19 protein-coding genes are annotated in these 17,488 nt (G+C 38.9%); 12 read left to right on the top strand and 7 right to left on the bottom strand.

The features are described from left to right. Positions 1–41: 41 nt before the first annotated feature. Both CYP51_RS10195 and rpsO read right to left on the bottom strand, forming a co-directional pair. A complete protein-coding gene (locus tag CYP51_RS10195; protein ID WP_346209767.1) occupies positions 42–2,321 on the bottom strand; it encodes a molybdopterin oxidoreductase family protein in 2,280 nt (759 codons plus the stop codon). Positions 2,322–2,712: 391 nt separating this feature from the next. After that, entirely contained in the window at positions 2,713–2,985 is a 273-nt protein-coding gene (gene rpsO, locus CYP51_RS08115) for a 30S ribosomal protein S15 (protein ID WP_004317763.1), read from the bottom strand. A gap of 146 nt (positions 2,986–3,131) precedes the next feature. Here rpsO and CYP51_RS08110 point away from each other — a divergent pair, with 146 nt between their 5' ends. The 7 genes from CYP51_RS08110 to CYP51_RS08080 are packed head-to-tail and all read left to right on the top strand — an operon-like array spanning position 3,132 to position 9,636. Beyond that, a complete protein-coding gene (locus CYP51_RS08110) occupies positions 3,132–3,536 on the top strand; it encodes an RrF2 family transcriptional regulator (RefSeq protein ID WP_054196916.1) in 405 nt (134 codons plus the stop codon). A 2-nt stretch (positions 3,537–3,538) separates the two neighbouring features. Further along, complete coding sequence (gene flhA, locus CYP51_RS08105; protein ID WP_103625055.1) at positions 3,539–5,731, top strand: flagellar biosynthesis protein FlhA; 2,193 nt, start codon at positions 3,539–3,541, stop codon at positions 5,729–5,731. Between the two features lie 9 nt (positions 5,732–5,740). Continuing rightward, positions 5,741–6,766 (top strand): DHH family phosphoesterase, encoded by a 1,026-nt coding sequence (locus CYP51_RS08100; protein WP_103625054.1) that lies wholly within the window; start codon positions 5,741–5,743, stop codon positions 6,764–6,766. Further along, the gene (locus tag CYP51_RS08095) at positions 6,763–6,990 is read left to right on the top strand and encodes a hypothetical protein (RefSeq protein ID WP_021089755.1); all 228 of its coding nucleotides are present in this window, start codon (positions 6,763–6,765) and stop codon (positions 6,988–6,990) included. The genes CYP51_RS08100 and CYP51_RS08095 overlap by 4 nt, the downstream gene beginning before the upstream one ends. A gap of 9 nt (positions 6,991–6,999) precedes the next feature. Further along, on the top strand, positions 7,000–7,410 hold the full coding sequence (locus CYP51_RS08090; RefSeq protein ID WP_103625053.1) for a tetratricopeptide repeat protein: 411 nt from the start codon (positions 7,000–7,002) through the stop codon (positions 7,408–7,410). 16 nt (positions 7,411–7,426) lie between these two features. Continuing rightward, the gene (locus tag CYP51_RS08085; RefSeq protein WP_103625052.1) at positions 7,427–8,356 is read left to right on the top strand and encodes an aspartate carbamoyltransferase catalytic subunit; all 930 of its coding nucleotides are present in this window, start codon (positions 7,427–7,429) and stop codon (positions 8,354–8,356) included. 2 nt (positions 8,357–8,358) lie between these two features. Further along, entirely contained in the window at positions 8,359–9,636 is a 1,278-nt protein-coding gene (locus CYP51_RS08080) for a dihydroorotase (protein WP_103625051.1), read from the top strand. 82 nt (positions 9,637–9,718) lie between these two features. Here the strand turns inward: CYP51_RS08080 and CYP51_RS08075 are convergent, their stop codons facing one another. Genes CYP51_RS08075 through CYP51_RS08060 form a run of 4 tightly spaced genes read right to left on the bottom strand, consistent with a single transcriptional unit; the run spans position 9,719 to position 12,674 of the window. Beyond that, positions 9,719–11,008, bottom strand: a complete 1,290-nt coding sequence (locus tag CYP51_RS08075) for a M28 family peptidase (protein ID WP_103625050.1) — start codon at positions 11,006–11,008, stop codon at positions 9,719–9,721. 16 nt (positions 11,009–11,024) lie between these two features. Then, positions 11,025–11,282, bottom strand: coding sequence for a heavy-metal-associated domain-containing protein (locus CYP51_RS08070; RefSeq protein ID WP_103625049.1), 258 nt, complete (start codon positions 11,280–11,282; stop codon positions 11,025–11,027). Continuing rightward, on the bottom strand, positions 11,275–11,598 hold the full coding sequence (locus CYP51_RS08065; protein WP_009294140.1) for a hypothetical protein: 324 nt from the start codon (positions 11,596–11,598) through the stop codon (positions 11,275–11,277). Before CYP51_RS08065 ends, CYP51_RS08070 begins: the two co-directional genes overlap by 8 nt. Beyond that, positions 11,595–12,674: a transglutaminase-like domain-containing protein gene (locus CYP51_RS08060; protein WP_087578989.1), complete on the bottom strand. Its 1,080-nt coding sequence runs from the start codon at positions 12,672–12,674 to the stop codon at positions 11,595–11,597. Before CYP51_RS08060 ends, CYP51_RS08065 begins: the two co-directional genes overlap by 4 nt. 92 nt (positions 12,675–12,766) lie before the next feature. On the opposite strand from CYP51_RS08060, the gene CYP51_RS09850 reads away from it, so the two are divergent. From CYP51_RS09850 to CYP51_RS08045, 4 genes are all read left to right on the top strand, one after another. Beyond that, positions 12,767–12,934, top strand: coding sequence for a hypothetical protein (locus CYP51_RS09850; RefSeq protein ID WP_002942642.1), 168 nt, complete (start codon positions 12,767–12,769; stop codon positions 12,932–12,934). Between the two features lies 1 nt (position 12,935). Then, positions 12,936–13,805: a tRNA 5-methoxyuridine(34)/uridine 5-oxyacetic acid(34) synthase CmoB gene (gene cmoB / locus CYP51_RS08055; protein ID WP_258032830.1), complete on the top strand. Its 870-nt coding sequence runs from the start codon at positions 12,936–12,938 to the stop codon at positions 13,803–13,805. 8 nt (positions 13,806–13,813) lie between these two features. Then, on the top strand, positions 13,814–14,347 hold the full coding sequence (locus CYP51_RS08050) for a thioesterase (RefSeq protein ID WP_103625047.1): 534 nt from the start codon (positions 13,814–13,816) through the stop codon (positions 14,345–14,347). A gap of 187 nt (positions 14,348–14,534) precedes the next feature. Continuing rightward, a complete protein-coding gene (locus CYP51_RS08045) occupies positions 14,535–15,851 on the top strand; it encodes a porin (protein WP_103625046.1) in 1,317 nt (438 codons plus the stop codon). Between the two features lie 173 nt (positions 15,852–16,024). Here the strand turns inward: CYP51_RS08045 and CYP51_RS08040 are convergent, their stop codons facing one another. Continuing rightward, positions 16,025–16,627: an MBL fold metallo-hydrolase gene (locus tag CYP51_RS08040; RefSeq protein WP_103625045.1), complete on the bottom strand. Its 603-nt coding sequence runs from the start codon at positions 16,625–16,627 to the stop codon at positions 16,025–16,027. A gap of 120 nt (positions 16,628–16,747) precedes the next feature. Here CYP51_RS08040 and CYP51_RS08035 point away from each other — a divergent pair, with 120 nt between their 5' ends. Then, on the top strand, positions 16,748–17,485 hold the full coding sequence (locus tag CYP51_RS08035) for an NAD+ synthase (RefSeq protein WP_103580590.1): 738 nt from the start codon (positions 16,748–16,750) through the stop codon (positions 17,483–17,485). The last annotated feature ends 3 nt before the right edge of the window (positions 17,486–17,488 follow it).

The raw sequence follows: 17,488 nt of genomic DNA, 5'->3' as shown, positions 1-17,488 counted from the left end.
TTTAGTAGTAAAGAAATTTAGCGGGAGTTACCCCGCTAAATTTACTCATTTATAGCTGCATTTCCGTGATGGTGGAAGTCATCATAGATGATCTTTGAAGTTTGGAATTTTATGCGTTTTAGTTCGCGAACTCGTAAAAATTCTTCTTCATCGATCTTTTTGATCTGAATAGCTGCTTTAAATGTCGGAGTCTTGCTGATGTAATCCCAGCCACTGCTTGTTAGCTCATTGCAAGAGCTCTCCCAGTAGTGGAAAGTCATCTGGATGATGCCATCAGGCACGATGTCTGTTACTTCAGCTTTTACGACGATATAGCCGTATCTACTCCACGCTTTGATGAAGTCGCCTTGTTTTAAACCATATCTTGCCGCAAGTGCTGGATTCATCTCGGCGATAGGTCCGATGCTATCTCCGCCTTCTTCGATCGCTCGTGAGCGTCTTGTCATAGTGCCAACGGTGTATTGATAGACTTTTCTTGTAGTTAAAAGCTGTATCGGATACTCATCGTCAGTCTTTTCATCGACTGAGCCAGCCATGATAGGATACTCAGGCGACATATTCATCTTCTTAGCAAACTCAAGTTTTGCACTCTCGATCTTATCGGCTTTATCCACAAAGAGGCATGGTACAAAACGACCTTTGCCATCAGGTGTGAAAAATTTCTTATCAAGATACAAGCTTTGACCGCCCATATCATCTTCGTTTGGACATGGCCAGTGAAGTCCGTGATACTTTTTGATACGGTAATAACTCATGCCACCATATCGTCTTGGGTCACATTTTCTAACTTCTTCCCAAATTTCTTCAGGTGAGTTGAAGTTAAAGCCCTCTGTTGCACCTAAACGGCGTGCGATCTCGCAAACGATCCACCAGTCTTGTCTAGCATCTCCTGGAGGTGTGATGACTGCTTCATTGTGCTGTACGCGGCGCTCTGCGTTTGTATAAAGTCCTTCTTTCTCGCTACTTGCAACGCCAGGAAGTATGACGTCAGCTTTTAGTGAGGTTTCGGTTAAAAATAGATCTTGCACGACGTAGAAATCAACATGAGCGATACCTTTTAAGAAGTGGTTTGTATTTGGCTCAGAGATGACCGGATTTTCGCCGATAGTCCAGAAAAAATGCACTTTGCCATCAAGGATCGCATCAGGCACTTCGGTTTTGTGAACGCCTATTTTCGAGCTCAAAAATCCAGGTTCTAGATGCCACATTTTTTCAAACCAAGCTCTTTGCTCTGGATCAGTGACTGAGCCAAGATTTGGGAAGATATTTGGCAAAACGCCCATATCACAGCAGCCTTGAACATTCTCTTGGCCTCTTAGTGGTAAGTCGCCTGTGCCAAGCTCGCAGATGTTGCCAGTGATCAAGAATAAATTTGACACATCGCAAACTCCGCCAACGCCGTGGTTAAAGTGAGTTACGCCCATGCCGTGAGTGATGACAGCTGGTTTTGTGGTGGCGTACATTCTAGCAGCTGCTCTGATGTCCTCTGGATTTAGCCTTGTGTATTTAGCCACGACCTCTGGAGCATAGTCTTTTACAGCTTCTTTGACATACTCAATGCCGATTGTGTGATCTCTTACAAATTCTTCATTTACAAGGCCTTCTTCGATGATAGTGTAAAGAAGTGCGTTGATAACTGGGATGTTGTGCTCTGGCTCTAGTTGTAAGTGAATGTCAGCTCTGCTTGCAAACTCGGTCTTAATAGGATCAATAACGATCAGTTTAGCACCGCGGTTTAGCGCTCTTTGGATGTGCATAGCTGCTATTGGGTGGCCATTTTCTGGGTTTGAGCCTATCATTAATATACAGTTACTATAAGTGCCAATCTCTGTAAAGCTATTTGTGGCAGCTCCGTTTCCGATTGTTTTAGCAAGTCCTGCTACTGTCGGAGCGTGTCAAATTCTAGCACAGTGGTCGATGTTGTTTGTGCCAATTACTGCGCGCATTAGTTTTTGAGCAACGTAGTTGTCCTCAAGCGTACAACGTGCTGAGAAATTTCCAGCTAATGCGTCTGGGCCATATTTTGCTTTGGTCTCTTTCATTTTTTCTACGACAAGATCAAGTGCCTCGTCCCAGCTGGCTTCCTCAAAATCACCATCCTTTGAAAATACGCCATTTTTCTTTCTAATAAGTGGTTTTGTGAGTCTATCTGGACTTGCGACATAATCCCAGCCATAAAAGCCTTTTAAACATAAATTTCCTTGATTGACTGGATTGTCTTCAACACCAGTAGCGGCACGAACGACATTGTTTTCCACATGCAAGGTTACTTGACAGCCTGTCCCACAATAAGGACAGATGACTTTGCCTTCTTTCATCATTTTCTCCTTTGCTATGCAATATTTGCATATTTCTATATGAGTAATATTACTAGCCAAATTCTTAATCTTTAATAAAAATTCTTTATCTATAAAAATAAATTTTTAATTTAAGTTAGAATTAATTTAATTCTATTAAAGCCCATTATTTATGGACTTTAAAATTTATTTAAAATTGATAAATTTATTAGAAAAGAAATAAAAATATAGATATTTGGCTTTTTATATAAAATGAATAAATTAATTCTAATTTTACTTTATTTAAAAAGATTAGTCGTATTGTGAGTAGATAAATTAATACTAAAGATGGAAAATTTAAAATAGACTGTAAATTTTGAATAAAAAATATGGATGAAGGAAATTTAATAAGGAGAGCAGATCGCTCTCCGATGGATTATTTATCTCTTAAGCCAAGCTCAGAGATTAGTTTTGAATATGTAGTGTAGTCTTTGTTTTTAAGATACTTTAAAAGTCTTTTTCTTTGACCAACTAGTTTTAAAAGACCTAAGCGTGATGAAAAGTCTTTTTTGAAAATTTTAAGGTGTTCTGTAAGTTCAGTTATTCTAGCTGTTAAAAGAGCTATTTGAACTTCTGGAGAGCCTGTATCTCCCTCTTTTCTAGCGAATTTCGCAACTATTTGAGCTTTTTTAGCCGAATCCAAAGCCATAATGACCTCCTGATTGGTGAATTTTGGAAGAGCGATTATAGCATTTAAAACATAAAGTTAGATAAAACTACGCTTTTTAAAAATTAATGAAAAATGCAGTAAAAATTTAATAAAATTAGGGCTATTTAAAGACTTAAGGAAGATAAATGCTTTTTACAAAGGCAAGCGAATACGCTCTACTTTCACTTATTTTAATATCTCAAAAATCATCTCCAGTTGATGTTGATACGATTTCAAATGAACTTAAAATTTCAAAAAGCTTTTTAGCCAAAATTTTACAAAATCTTGCAAAAGATGGAATTTTAAAGTCGTTTAAAGGGGCAAATGGCGGTTTCGCACTAAATAACGAACCTGAAAATTTAAGCATAAAAAAGATAATAGAGTGCGCTGAAAAACGTGAACTTAACGTCTTTGAGTGCTCATCTTCTGCAGATGGCTGCCCGTCAAATAAAGCCTCGAGCTGTCAAATTTGGTCGATGTTTAGCGGCCTTCAAAGTAAGATCGACGAGATGCTTGATGCGATAAAACTAAGCGACATCGTTAAGAAGTAGACTTGGCAAAGCAAAAAAATAACATCTTAACTCTTGTTGCGCCGTTTCTTGCGCCAATTGTTAAGTTTAAAAGTCTTAGCATTGTTGGTATCATTGTTGCCATCCTTGCTATCATCATCGTACCGCTTCCAAGCGCGGTGCTTGACTTTTTCTTGGCACTTTCTATTTCTATTTCTGTGCTTATAATCTTAATTTCGATTTATGTGCCAAAACCAACCGATCTTAGTACATTTCCGACGCTAATTCTTATCGTTACGCTTTTTCGCCTCTCGCTAAATATCGCAACCACGCGTATGATCTTAAGCGAAGGTCACAATGGCCCAGAAGCGGTCAGCGAGATCATCTCAAGTTTTGGAAATTTCGTCGTTGGCGGCAACTTTGTCATCGGAACCATTGTCTTTTGTATCTTGGTTCTCATAAATTTTATGGTCGTAACAAAGGGCTCAACCCGTGTGAGCGAGGTGCAAGCGCGTTTTACACTTGATGCGATGCCAGGTAAGCAAATGGCGATAGATGCGGACTTAAACGCAGGTTTGATTGATGAAAAAACAGCGCGCGAAAGACGCCAAGCCATCATTGGTGAGGCAAATTTTTACGGTGCCATGGATGGTTCGTCTAAATTTATAAAAGGTGACGCCGTCGCTGGCATCATCATCACTATCATCAACATCATCGGCGGTTTTGCTATCGGCTCGTTTCAACATGACCTTGATATGGCTACATCGGCCCAGTACTACACGATCCTAACCATAGGTGACGGTCTTGTTAGTCAAATCCCAGGACTTATCACATCAACAGCAACTGCTATTATCATCACAAGGGCTAGCAAAGACGATGAGGACTTTGCAGAAGGCACTCTAAATCAACTCTTGGGAGACTATAAAACCTTACTAATAGTGGGCTTCATACTATTCATGTTTGCCCTTGTTCCTGGCCTACCAACTCTATCTCTTGGATTCATTGCATTACTATTTTTGGGGCTTGGCTATATCATCAAGCAGACCAAAGATGGTGGGCTAAATTTAAGCCTTGCTTCAAAAGACAAAACAGCTTCTAAAAAAGCTGGAGCCGCTACGCCAAGTGGAGCAGGAGCAGCTGCTAGTGGTGCCACTACTAAGGTGCCAAAGAAGAGCGACGAAGAGATCGCAAGAGAAGAAGAGACAAAGATCAACGACATCTTAAAGCTTGAAATTTTAGAGCTTGATCTAGGATATGGCCTACTAAAGCTAGCTGACGTGGATCTCATTGAGAGAATTCGTGCTATGAGGCGAAATATCGCTTCAAGTCTTGGCTTTTTGATGCCAAAGATAAGGATCCGCGATAACCTCCAATTACCGCCAAACGAGTACCGCTTTAAGCTAAAAGGTATCGTGATCGGTCAGGGTGAAATTTATGCTGATAAATTTCTAGCGATGGATAGTGGACTAGTTAGCGAAGATATCGAGGGGATTCCGACAAAAGAGCCAGCTTTTGGGCTGGATGCGCTCTGGATCGATGCTAGCGTCAAAGAGGACGCCATACTTAGTGGCTACACGATAGTTGATCCTGCAAGCGTCATCTCAACGCATATGAGCGAGCTTATCAAGCAAAATGCAGCCGAGCTTCTAACCCGCCAAGAGACGCAAAATTTATTAGATAAACTAAAGATCGACTACCCAGTTGTGGTCGAGGATACGTTAAGGATCGCGCCTATAAATTTGATTCAAAAGGTTTTAAAAGCGCTGCTTAAAGACAATATCCCGATCAAAGATCTACTTAGCATACTTGAATCAATTAGCGACATCGCCGAGGTTAGTAAAAACCTAGATATGATCATCGAACACGTGCGTGCAGCACTCTCACGTGTCATCACTTCGCTTTATGTCGATGAGAAAGGTCAGCTAAATTTTTACATTTTAGATAGTGCTGCGCAGCAAAAGCTTATGGATGCGGTGCAGTATAAAGACGGTGCGTATCACCTGATGATAAATGTAGCTCAAACTTCATCGATCGTTCAGGCTCTAAGACATGAAAAAGAGAAACGTCCGATGAGTCAGCATGGCGAAATGGTACTTTGTGTGGAGCCAAGTCTAAGAAAATTTATAGCAAATATCTGCGCAAATTTTGCCATCGACATCGTGGTGCTAAGCTTTGCTGAGATCTCGGCAAATACGCCATTTGAAACGGTTGGCGTCATAGAAATAGAAAATTTATAAAGGAAAACGATGAAAATTTATCACCTCTCACACACCGATCTTGACGGATACGGCGCGCAATACATAACAAATTTTTACTTCAAAGATGTGAAATTTCTAAACTCAAACTACGGCAGAGAGATAGATGATAAATTTGCTCAAATTTTAACTGAGATAGATGCCTCAAATGACGATAAAAACATCATCTTGATCACTGATCTAAATTTAACTCTAGCTCAGTGCGAGAGCTTTACTGAGATGATAGAGGGTAAAAATATAAAGCTATTTTTGCTAGATCATCACCAAAGCGGTGCCGAGTGCGCAAGTAGCTATCCTTGGTATTTCTTGGATAGTTCAAGGTGTGCTACAAAGATCACTTACGACTTTTTTGCGGGCATCTTTGGTAAAAACAAAGAGCTTGAAATTTTTAGTGACGTCGTAAATGCCGTGGATATCTGGCTAAAAGATGATAAAAATTTCGAAATGGGCAAGGTCTGCTTAGGGCTTGTGGCAAATGCTAAAGAGATAAATAAGGTGATGTTTGAAGCTGAAAATAACCTCTATATGGATCATCTCTTAAAAGAAGCTAGCAAATTTTTTAACGAGAGAAACGACTATATAGGGCTTGATATGCAGGTGCATGCTATTAAGAAGTCATTTTTCAAAGAGGATAAAGACGATACTCTAAGCAATCTAATCTCAAACTATGTCGTAAAAAAACTTAGTGAAAATAAAGAGAAATTTTGCATAAGCTATAAAGATCATAAAGGAATTTTAACCTACAATATCGGCAACGTTTCGGTTATCGGCAACGACTTTTTAGTGGCAAATCCTGAATTTAACTTCTTTATCGACGTGACAAATAAAAAAACGCTAAGTTTTCGCGCAAATGGCAAGCTTGACGTTAGCGCCATAGCAAAGCATCTAGTTGGCGGCGGCGGACACGTGAACGCAAGCGGCGGGCTGTTTGCAAATTTTAAAGATGGCTTTAGTTATGAGCCGATCAAAGCACAGATAGTAGATCTAATAACTAAAAAAACACAGGAGGAAATATGAAAGAAGAAGAGGTAAGCGTAGAAGAACTTAGCTATGAGCTTAGTATGGTGCTTGAGGCGATGTTTTACTATGCTGGAGTGAAAAAAGACAAGCTTGAAGAGGCGGCAAATCTTTATGTTGAGTGCATCGATGATGCGTTAGAAAATTCTGACGCTAGCGGTAGCGACGAGGTCATAGAGATAGTTGAGTATATGAAAAAACATCATTCGAAATTATTTAAATAAGGAAAGAAAATGAAGAAAATTTTAGTTTTAGCGGCGGCAGTTTTTGCGTTAAATGCTATGGCAAATGAAAATTTAGACAAGGCAAATGAGCTTTATACAAAGAAAAATTTTAATGAAGCTTATCTTTATTTTAATAAGGCTTGTGGAGAGGGCGAGAAAAAAGCTTGCACGATGAATGCGATCATGCTATTTAACGGCGACGGCGTAGCAAAAGATAGAGTCCAGGCTGAGAAAATTTTTACAAAAATGTGTGACGAAAATGAGGGCATGGCTTGCGAAAAACTAGGCGAAATGATCGCTTATGGCCTTGTAAAAGATAAAGACGCAAACGAAGCAAAGAACGAAGAAAAAGCAAAGGCTTTATTTAAAAAAGCTTGTGATAACGGCTACCAACCAGCTTGCGACTTTGTGACAAAATAAATTTAAGAGGCTTAAAATGGGCTACAAACATAAAGATTTGATAGGAACTAGAGAGCTTAGCAAAGAAGAAATTTTATATTTTTTAGAGGCGGCGAAAGAGTTTAAGGAGCTAAATTTAAGCCAAGTGAAAAAAAATGACTATCTTCGTGGAAAGACCACGATCAACGCATTTTATGAAAACTCGACAAGAACGAGGACATCCTTTGAGATTGCCGCAAAGAGACTTGGAGCTGATACGATAAATTTCAGCTCATCAAGCTCGAGTGTGACAAAGGGCGAAAGCCTAAATGATACGATGAACAACATGGCTGCTATGAGAACTGACATCATCGTACTTCGTCATCCAAGCTCTGGAGCGGCAAAATTTGCAGCTGATAGGACAGAGGCTAGCGTCGTAAACGCAGGGGACGGTACAAATGAGCACCCAAGCCAAGCCTTGCTTGATCTTTTCACACTAAGAGAGCATGGCAAAATTTTGGATAAAAATCTAAACGTAGCGATTATCGGCGACATCGCAAGAAGCCGCGTGGCAAGGTCTGACATCTGGGCGATGAAGAAATTTGGCATAAATTTAAAGCTATTTGCGCCAAGGATGATGATGCCAAAAGATGCTGAGGTCTTTGAGTCTCAAATTTGCAAAAATATGGAGGAGGCTTGCGATGGCAGCGACGTCATCATCATGCTTCGCATCCAGCTAGAGCGTGGCGGTGCGGACGTGGCGTTTCCAAGCTCGAGGGAGTACTCGAAATTCTTTGGACTAAATAAAAATAGGATAAAGCTAGCAAAGCCTGATGCGATCGTGCTGCACCCAGGACCGATAAATAGGGGCGTAGAGCTAAACTCTGACGTGGCTGATGGCACGCACTCAGTCATACTAAATCAAGTTGAAAACGGCGTTGCTATAAGAATGGCGATACTAAATACGCTTGCAAAAAATAGGGGCTAACGATGAAAATAGCAATAATTAACGGCACTATCGTAAATAGCGACGAGAAATTTAAGGCAAATATCCTAATAGAAAACGGCAAAATAGCCAAAATCGGAAGTGAGAAATTTGAGGCTGATAAGGTCATAGACGCTACAAATAAGCTCGTCATGCCAGGACTTATCGACATGCACGTGCACTTTCGCGATCCTGGTCAAGAGTATAAAGACGACATCATCTCAGGCTCGCAGGCGGCCGTAGCTGGAGGAGTGACCACCTGCCTTTGCATGGCTAACACAAGCCCAGTAAATGACAATGCCTCGATCACAAGAGCGATGATAGAAAAGGCTAAAAACTGCGGACTAATCGATCTTTTGCCAATAGCAGCCATCAGCAAAGGGCTTGGTGGCAACGAGATCGTTGAAATGGGCGATCTTATAGAAGCTGGAGCAGTTGCATTTAGTGATGACGGCCTACCAGTGACTAGCTCAAGCGTGATGAGGGCGGCACTTGAGTACTCAAGCATGTTTGGTAGCTTTTGTATAAGCCATTCAGAGGACTGCTCGCTTTGCAGGCAGGGCGTCATGCACGAGGGCAAGGTATCAGCCATACTTGGACTTCGTGGCATGGCAAGAGAGAAAGAGGAGATCGCAGTGAGCCGTGATATGCTGCTTGCAAAGCTTACTAAAGCGCACATCCACATCGCTCACGTAAGCTCGGAATACTCGCTAAAGATCATCGAAATGGGCAAAAAAGAGGGCATAAACATCACTTGCGAGGCCACACCTCACCACTTTAGCTTTAGTGACGATGAAATTTTGAAAAATGCCTACGATACAAATTTCAAAATGTCACCGCCACTTCGTGAGATAAGCGACGTAAAAGCGGTGAGAGAGGCACTAAAAAGCGGACTTATAGACGTTATCGCCACCGATCATGCCCCACACCATACAGACGAAAAGATAGTGGAATTTGACAAGGCGCCATTTGGCATCATCGGACTTCAAACCCTTGTGCCGCTTACTTTAAAGCTCGTAGATGAGGGTGTTATAAGCTTAGAGCGCATGGTGGAGCTAACATCGACAAATGCGGCTAAAATGCTAAATTTAAAAGATAAAGGCAGACTTGCCGAGGGCATGCTAGCTGATATTGCGGTGATTGATCCTGAGATCGAGTACATTTATGATGAGAAGATAAACCGCTCAAAATCGATAAATTCTCCGCTTTTTGGTAAAAAGCTAAAAGGCGCAGCAACTACCACGATAAAAAGTGGTAAGATCGTTTATGAGTTTGGAAAATAATATAAATTTGCTCGTACTTGCGGACAAATCCTAAATCTTCAAAATCCAAAATTTGCTAGAAATTTCTAGCAAATTTTATTTTTTATGAGTTGTATTTTTTGATGATACCGCGAACGACTTTTTCTATAAAAAGTGCAGATTCAACCTCGCAGCACTCTCTTGTTGAGTGAGGTGAGTGGATGTTTGGTCCTATTGAGCAAGCGCTAAGACCCGCTTTTTTCTCTAAAAGTACGCCGCACTCAAGTCCAGCATGCACAGCTGTTATCCTTGCATTTGGTTTATAAATTTTTAGCTCTTCTAAGATATCGTTTGCAAATTTATCATTTATAGGCTTCCAAGCAGGGTTTCTATCTTTTGCGATGACCTCAAAGCCAAGCGCTTTTGCAAGCTCAGAAATTTCAAATTCCATTCTATTTAGCCCGTCTTTGCTCATTGATCTAGCAAAAAACTCCACTTCAAGCATGTCATCATCTTTGATCTTTACAAGTGAGAGATTGACGCTATCTTGTGGTATGCCTAGCTCGCAGTTGTAGGCTCTTACGCCTTGTGAAAATGAATTGATTAGTGCTAAAATTTTCTCGCCATTTTCTAAAATTTCTTCACCCGTGCCAAGCTTTTTCACGCTTAAATTTTCGCACTCACTCTTTAGCTCTTTATCGCTTAAAACTAGTGCAGTTGCGCCACTTGGGATAGAGTTGCTTCGCTCGCCACCTTCAAATTTGACAAGCTTACAGCCATTTTTAGTCACAAATGCCGCTAAAATCTTGATCGCATTTGGGATATTTTTATGTATCTCATTACCAGAGTGTCCGCCAGGAAGCTCACTTACTTTTACTTCATAAAGCGTGCTCTCTTTTGTTTTTTTGCTATTAAGTGGGATAGTGGCAAATAAATTTACACCGCCAGCGCAGCCGATGGTGACCCTATCGTCTTCTTCGCTGTCTAAATTTAAAAGCTTATCGGCTTTGAGATCGCCACTAAAGCCAGTGGCTCCGATCATGCCGACTTCTTCGTTGTTTGTAAAGAGGCACTCAATGTCGTCAAATTCGCTTATCATCTGCATCATGATAGCTACGCCGATGCCGTTATCGGCACCTAAAGATGAGTTTTTAGCCCTCATGTAGCCATCATCGCCATAAACTATCTCAATCTTTGGAGCATCACCCATGCAGACCATATCGTAGTGACTTTGCAAGCAAATTTTTGGCTTGCCTTTAAACGCATGAATGTTGCCAAAACTATCGACTGCGACCTCACAGCCCTTATCTTTTGCATAGCTAGCTAGAAAATCACGCATCTTATCGGTCTCATAACTGCAGTGTGGTATCGCAGCAAGTGTCTCAAATTTCTTTAAAATTTCACTATTTGACATATTTGTCTCCGTAGATTTATTTTATCTCGCCCTTATAGCCAGTCGCATCGACTGCTTTTAAAAGCTCTTTTTCATCGACATTATCATCTGCTATAACGACAGCTTTTCGCTCTTTTAGCGATACATCTGCCTTTTTTACGCCCTCAACGCTAAGAGCAGCCTTTCTAACAATCGCCGTGCAAAGCGGGCAGTGCATGCTAGGTACTGAAATTTCTATCTTTTTATCAGCGTAGCTTGCAGCCACCAAAAGGGCTAAAACTAAAATTTTACGCATAAATTTCTCCTAAAAGCTCTGGGTATGTAAGGAGTAAAAGCAAAATCACTCCAAAAAGTATATATATAAGTATCCATTTTTTCTTTTTATAGCTTAAGTTGCAGCTTTTTGGCTTGTAAAATAAAGCCACACCTGAGATCACAAAGCAAATGACGGCCACGACGCTTAAAGGGACGCGGTACTCGTATAAATTTTGTGTCCAAGATAGAAAAGAAAAAGATGTGCCAAAAAGCAGAAAAAGAAGTGCTGGCAAACAGCACAAGGTAGCGCCGATAGCACTACCTATGGATGTTAGTATCAGCCAAAAGGCTCTCATTTTAGCTCGGTTGAGACATAGTCGTAGCTAAATTCTTTTGGCGAATAATAATTTTGTGTGTTGCCATCGACTTCAGCGTATGGATAGCCAAAGTTGTTTAGCGGAGTTTGCTCTGGGGTTGGCTTTAAGATAAAGTCGCGGCCGTAGTTAAAGCCTATCCAGCACATCTCCCAGTTACCAAAGCAATAATCTCTCACAGCTTTGATCTTAGCATCGTCATTTGTTAGCTTCTCGCCCAGTCTTACCTTTGTAACGTCAGCTGGATCAACCGGTATCCAACCATAGCCTTTTAGGTAAAACTCAGCCCTGCAGTGCTGTCCGCCTGAAATTTTAGCCACGCCATCTTTTGCGCTACCCATCTGATCTGAAAATCTAGACTGACCAACCCTGATACCAAAAATTTCTCTTGCTGGGATGCCAACTGATCTGCAAAGTCCCACAAAAACTGAGTTTATGTCGGTGCATTTGCCAACAAGTTTGCCGCTTTCAAGTATGGCTTTAACGTCGCCTGTGCCACATCCTAGGATGCTGTTATCGCGCTGCATAGTGTTTGCAACCCACGTGTAGATTGCTTTTGCGCGCTCCAAGTCGCCCTTTAAATTTCCAACTATCTCTAGCGCCTTTGCTCTTACTACACCGTCAGTTGGGATGTGTGAGGTTGGTTTTAAAAACTCTAAAACTGCAGGATCAACCTTCTCGTTTGGATCGTAATTTACCTTGCTAAAGTCAGTGTTACGCTCTGTTGTTTGGATTTTAAACTGCACATTTAAGATAGGTCTTGGCTCATTTTCTTCAAAATCAGCATACATTGTTGGTATTAGCGTATCTGAAATATAGACGTTTTTAGCGGTTGTGTTTATGACGTAGTCTTGGGTTAGTTGCTGATAAGTTGTGCTTAGTGGGAGCGGTAGCCAAATCCTTGAGCTTTTGCCCTTTTCAAGTAAGAAATGTTTGAAATTTACGTCGAAATTTCTAACTACTGGGTTTGCTGGCTCGTCGCTAGCTAGAGTTACACTTGGAAGCAGACTCGCTGCACCTAAAAAACTACTGAATTTAAAAAAATCTCTTCTTTGCATAAAATGCCTTTTTGCTTAATATTAGCCAAACTTGGCTCTAAAACTGCCTGCTATTCTAGCATAAAATTTTTATTTATGATAAAATCCGCCACATGAAAAAGATTATATTTTTAGGCTTTATAGCGCTATTTTGCAATGGTTGTCTTTATATGAACGAGCGTGGAGTTTCGACTCAATATTATAATGATTGTAAAGAGTATTATGACGCGACTGGCACCTACCAAAAAGAGTGTCCGCACAACATCGTCGACTGGAAATAGCGTGGATCTTAGCAAATTTAACGAGCAGCAAAAGCAAATTTATAATAGGATAGAAAATTTAGCAAATTTTGACTGCGAGCTTGAGCTAAAAGATAGTGTAAATGTGAAATTTAAAAATTTAGACCAAGCTAAAAAAGATGAAATTTTTGATCTCGCCCTTAGCCTAAAGCCTTGGCGAAAAGGGCCATTTTTGCTTGATGATATATATATAGATAGCGAGTGGCAAAGTTTTATTAAGTTTAATATTCTTGCTCCTCATCTAAATTTAGCTGGCAAGTGCGTGGCTGATGTGGGTTGTAACAATGGATATTATATGTTTAAGATGCTTGAGTACGACCCAAAAAGCATAACTGGCTTTGATCCTAGCGTGCATACATATTTGCAGTTTGCTTTTTTAAATAATTTTATCCGCTCAAATATCGCTTACGAGCTTCTTGGAGTAGAGAACTTGCCTGAGTTTGGAGTGAAATTTGACACCATTTTTTGCCTTGGCGTGATATACCATAGAAGCGATCCTATAAAGATGCTAAAAGAGCTAAAAAGCGCGCTAAATCCAGGCGGTGAGCTATTTTTAGATACTATGTATATTGATATGGATGGCGATTTTGCGCTGAGCCCAAAAGATAGATACTCAAAAATTCCAAATATCTACTTTGTGCCAACACTCTCGACACTTCAAAACTGGTGCGAGAGAGCTAAGTTTAGGGATTTTACCATGCTTGAGACGAAGGCCACTGATCTAAATGAGCAGCGAAAAACGCAGTGGATAGATGGTGAGAGTCTTGGAAATTTCTTAGATCCAGACGATAATACAAAGACCATCGAGGGCTACCCAGCGCCAAAAAGAGCATATGTTAGAGTTAAAATTTAAGGATAAAAATGGCAGAAGAAAATATCTATGATATAAAAGATGAATCGCAAATAATCCTCCCAGAGGACGAAAATCCGCTAAGAAACGAGATAAAAACAGCACCTTTAACAAAGCTAAATTTTAGCGGAACGGCATTTTTACTTGAAAAAAATCACGCAAAGACTAGATTTTTTACTACAGATGATATGGTGTGCGATACTGAGGGGCTTATTCATAGTGGATTTATTTTTATGGGCGCAAATCATGCTGCCATTTTAGCTATTAATGAAGAATTTTGCGTTAGTATCGGGGCTAGGATAAATTTCTTTGGACCGCTGAAGCTTGGCGATGTAGTGGAATTTGACGCTCAAGCAAGATTTGAAGAGAGCAGAAAAAGAGAAGTAAAAGTGCTTGGATACGTTAAAGATATAAAAATTTTTGAAGGAGTATTTCAACTTGTCACACTTGAAGAGCATATCTTCTTGGCTCAACAAAAAAATATCCAAAAAGAAGCTGCTATAAGGCAGAAAAAAGAACGAGAAGAAGCTAAGGCTAATAGCTAAAAGTAAGTAAAAATTTTTGATTTTTAATCCCAAATAAAACGAAATTTTAAAAAGACAATCTTTATCTCATTATCCTATTTTGGTAAATAATTGGTAACATTTTTTAAAATTTTAAGGAAAATTAAGCAATAAAATTAATTTTCTATGATAATATCCTTTCAAAACTTTTTATCAAAAGGAGATTTAGATGAAAATTACAAAAGTTAGCTTAGCTGCTTTGGTTGCTTTAGGTGCATTTTCAAGCGTTGCAAGTGCAACTCCACTTGAAGAAGCTATAAAAAATGTAGATCTTTCAGGATTTGCAAGATATCGTTATACAAATGATAGCACTAAGAAAACTACAGCTGGTACTGTAAAGGGTAATAATGCAGGCCATGCTTTTAGAATGGAAACAGCATTTAAAGCTGCAATAGATGATAACTTCTTTGGTGTTTTGAGACTAAGATATTCTGCTACAGATGGTTCTGGCGACAATGCAGAAGCTGGCACAGATAAGACAAATACAACTGGATCATTTGGTGTATATGAGATGTATCTAGGTTACAAAGTGGCTAATACTACCATCACAGCTGGTAAACAACTTGTCAAAGGTTTCTTTATCGATAGTGATATAGCTGGCACTGGCCTAAAAGTAGTAAGTACTGACGTACCTGGTCTTACTTTAACAGCTGCTGCTTATGATGCTATTGATAACGATGCTGAAATATCAAAAGACAAAAGAAACAATACAGAATATGATAAATTTAGACACATTAAATATAAAGCTAAAAGTCCAGATATAGATGGTCCATTATTGTCAAGACTTGGCAGTGATGAATTTAGTGATGCTGCTGGCAATATCTATAATTTAGGTGCTATGGGTAGCTATGATCCAGTATCATTCAAAGTAGCAATTACAAATATCCAAGAGGTTGCTACACTTTATGGCACTGAAGCTGGTGTAAGCTTTAATGTAACTGATGATGTGAATCTAAACTTAAAAGGTCAATATGCTTATAGCGACTCAGATCATAAAAAAGTAGTTGACGCAACTTTCTGGGCAGTACAAGCTGGCACAAAACTATTTGGTGCTAAACTTAACGCTGGTTATTTAGACTTTGACGCTAAAAACAAAGAAAATGACGCTAAAAACAAAGACAAAATCGCATTTACATCAATTGATGGAAATGGACAGTTAATCAACCCAACTAAGATCTTAAATGGTGTAATGAGTGGTGGCCAACAATACTACAATAACATCAAGGGCAATAACGACTACTGGTTTGTTAATGCTGGGTATGATATAGATAAATTTGGCTTTGGTGCTGGATATACTCAAGGTAAGGGCACAAGTTATGCGCTTGGCAAAGAGAGAGCAAAAAGAAACGAATGGTCACTTGACGCTAGCTACAAATACAGCAAAAAACTTACATTCCTTTCTTGGTATGCAGCTGCTAAAGACAAAAAAGATAGCGAAAGCTTTAAACAAAATCGTATAAGATTTGAAGCAAAATATAGCTTCTAAAACCTTTATCCGAGCGAGCTTTCGCTCGGATCTTTTTAAAATTTAAAATAGACCTCATACAAAATTTCTCTATCTTTTTTGATTGACTCTTAGTTTTATAAAAAATATAAATTTTTAATAGCGATTAAGTGTATTTTAAAAGTTTGAAAATTGAAATTAATACCACCGAAATTTTAGCTATTTTTTACTATATCTATCCAATAATTAATATTATTTTGCTCGGCCTTTAGTGTACTACTTTCTCCGTGCCCTGGATAAAGTGCGAAGTCGCCCTTTAGATTTTTACACTTTTCTAAACTAGCTAACATCTCGTTTTTATCTGAAAAAGGAAAATCCCAGCGTCCTATGCTTCCTTTAAATAAAAAATCTCCACTAAACATCATGTCATCTATCTCTATCATTGAGCAACCTGGTGTATGTCCTGGAAAATGATGAAATTTGATGCAAAAATCATCAATGTTAAAATTTTCATCATTATCAACCAAAACATCCGGAGTAAAAGTACTTTTCATATAACCAAAAATATCACTCTCACACATGAAAGCATCAAATTTATTAATATAAACTGGAATTTCTAGCTCATTTTTTAGTTCGCTCACGTCAAAGATATGGTCAAAATGCCCATGAGTACAAAGGATGGCTTTTAAATTTTTAGCATTTTGTAAAACCCACTCTTTTGCCCCGTCTCCTGGATCTATTACCAAACTTGAACCATTTTTTGTAACAATATAACAATTAGTACCAAAATCCCCAAAACTTTTGTGTATTACTCTCATTTTTTACCTTAAATTTATTATTTCTTAAAATTTTACATCTTTTTACTTAAACTTAAAGAAAAATTTTAAATTTACTTAGTATAATTTTTGCAAAAGGAAGCAAATCTAGGCAAAGGAAGAATGAAGGAGTATCAAAAAATTGAAGAAACTTTAGTTTTTAGCTTAAAAGATAAAACTAAAGATAAAAATTTGTTATTGGGTGTTAGTGGAGGTATTGATTCTGCTGTAGTAGCGACTTTGTGTGCAAGAGCAAAACCAAATGAAACTCATGCACTCATTATGCCAACAGCATCATCAAACAGACAAAATATGGACGATGCCTTAAATTTATGCGAAAAACTAAACATAAAATATAAGGTTTTATCCATAGAGGGTATTTTAAATGCCTTTTACGAAACGATAGATGTAAATTTAAGCAATTTAAGAAAAGGGAATTTAGCAGCTAGAGTTAGAATGAGCTTGCTTTATGATTATTCATCTAGTATAAACGCTCTAGTTATCGGAACAAGCAACAAAAGTGAGCTTATGCTTGGATACGGTACGATATTTGGGGATTTAGCATGTGCAATAAATCCTATCGGAGAGCTTTACAAAAGTGAAATTTTTGAATTTGCAAAACATCTTGGGGTTGATAAAAATTTTATCAACAAAGCACCTTCGGCTGATTTGTGGGATGGTCAAAGTGACGAAGGCGACATAGGTTACAGTTATGCTGTTATTGATGAGATTTTAGAAAATTTAGAAAATAACAAGGAGCAAGTCATCAAAAAGTTTGGATTAAAAGCAGTATCGGATATAGAAAATAGAGTTGTTTCAAACAGGTTTAAACGACAAATGCCGTTGATAGTGAAAATTTAAAGG

Source organism: Campylobacter concisus (assembly GCF_002912895.1).
GTDB classification, from domain to species: domain Bacteria; phylum Campylobacterota; class Campylobacteria; order Campylobacterales; family Campylobacteraceae; genus Campylobacter_A; species Campylobacter_A concisus_G.
The sequence above is the reverse complement of the archived record's forward strand: the minus strand, read 5'-3'. Positions and strand labels throughout refer to the sequence as shown.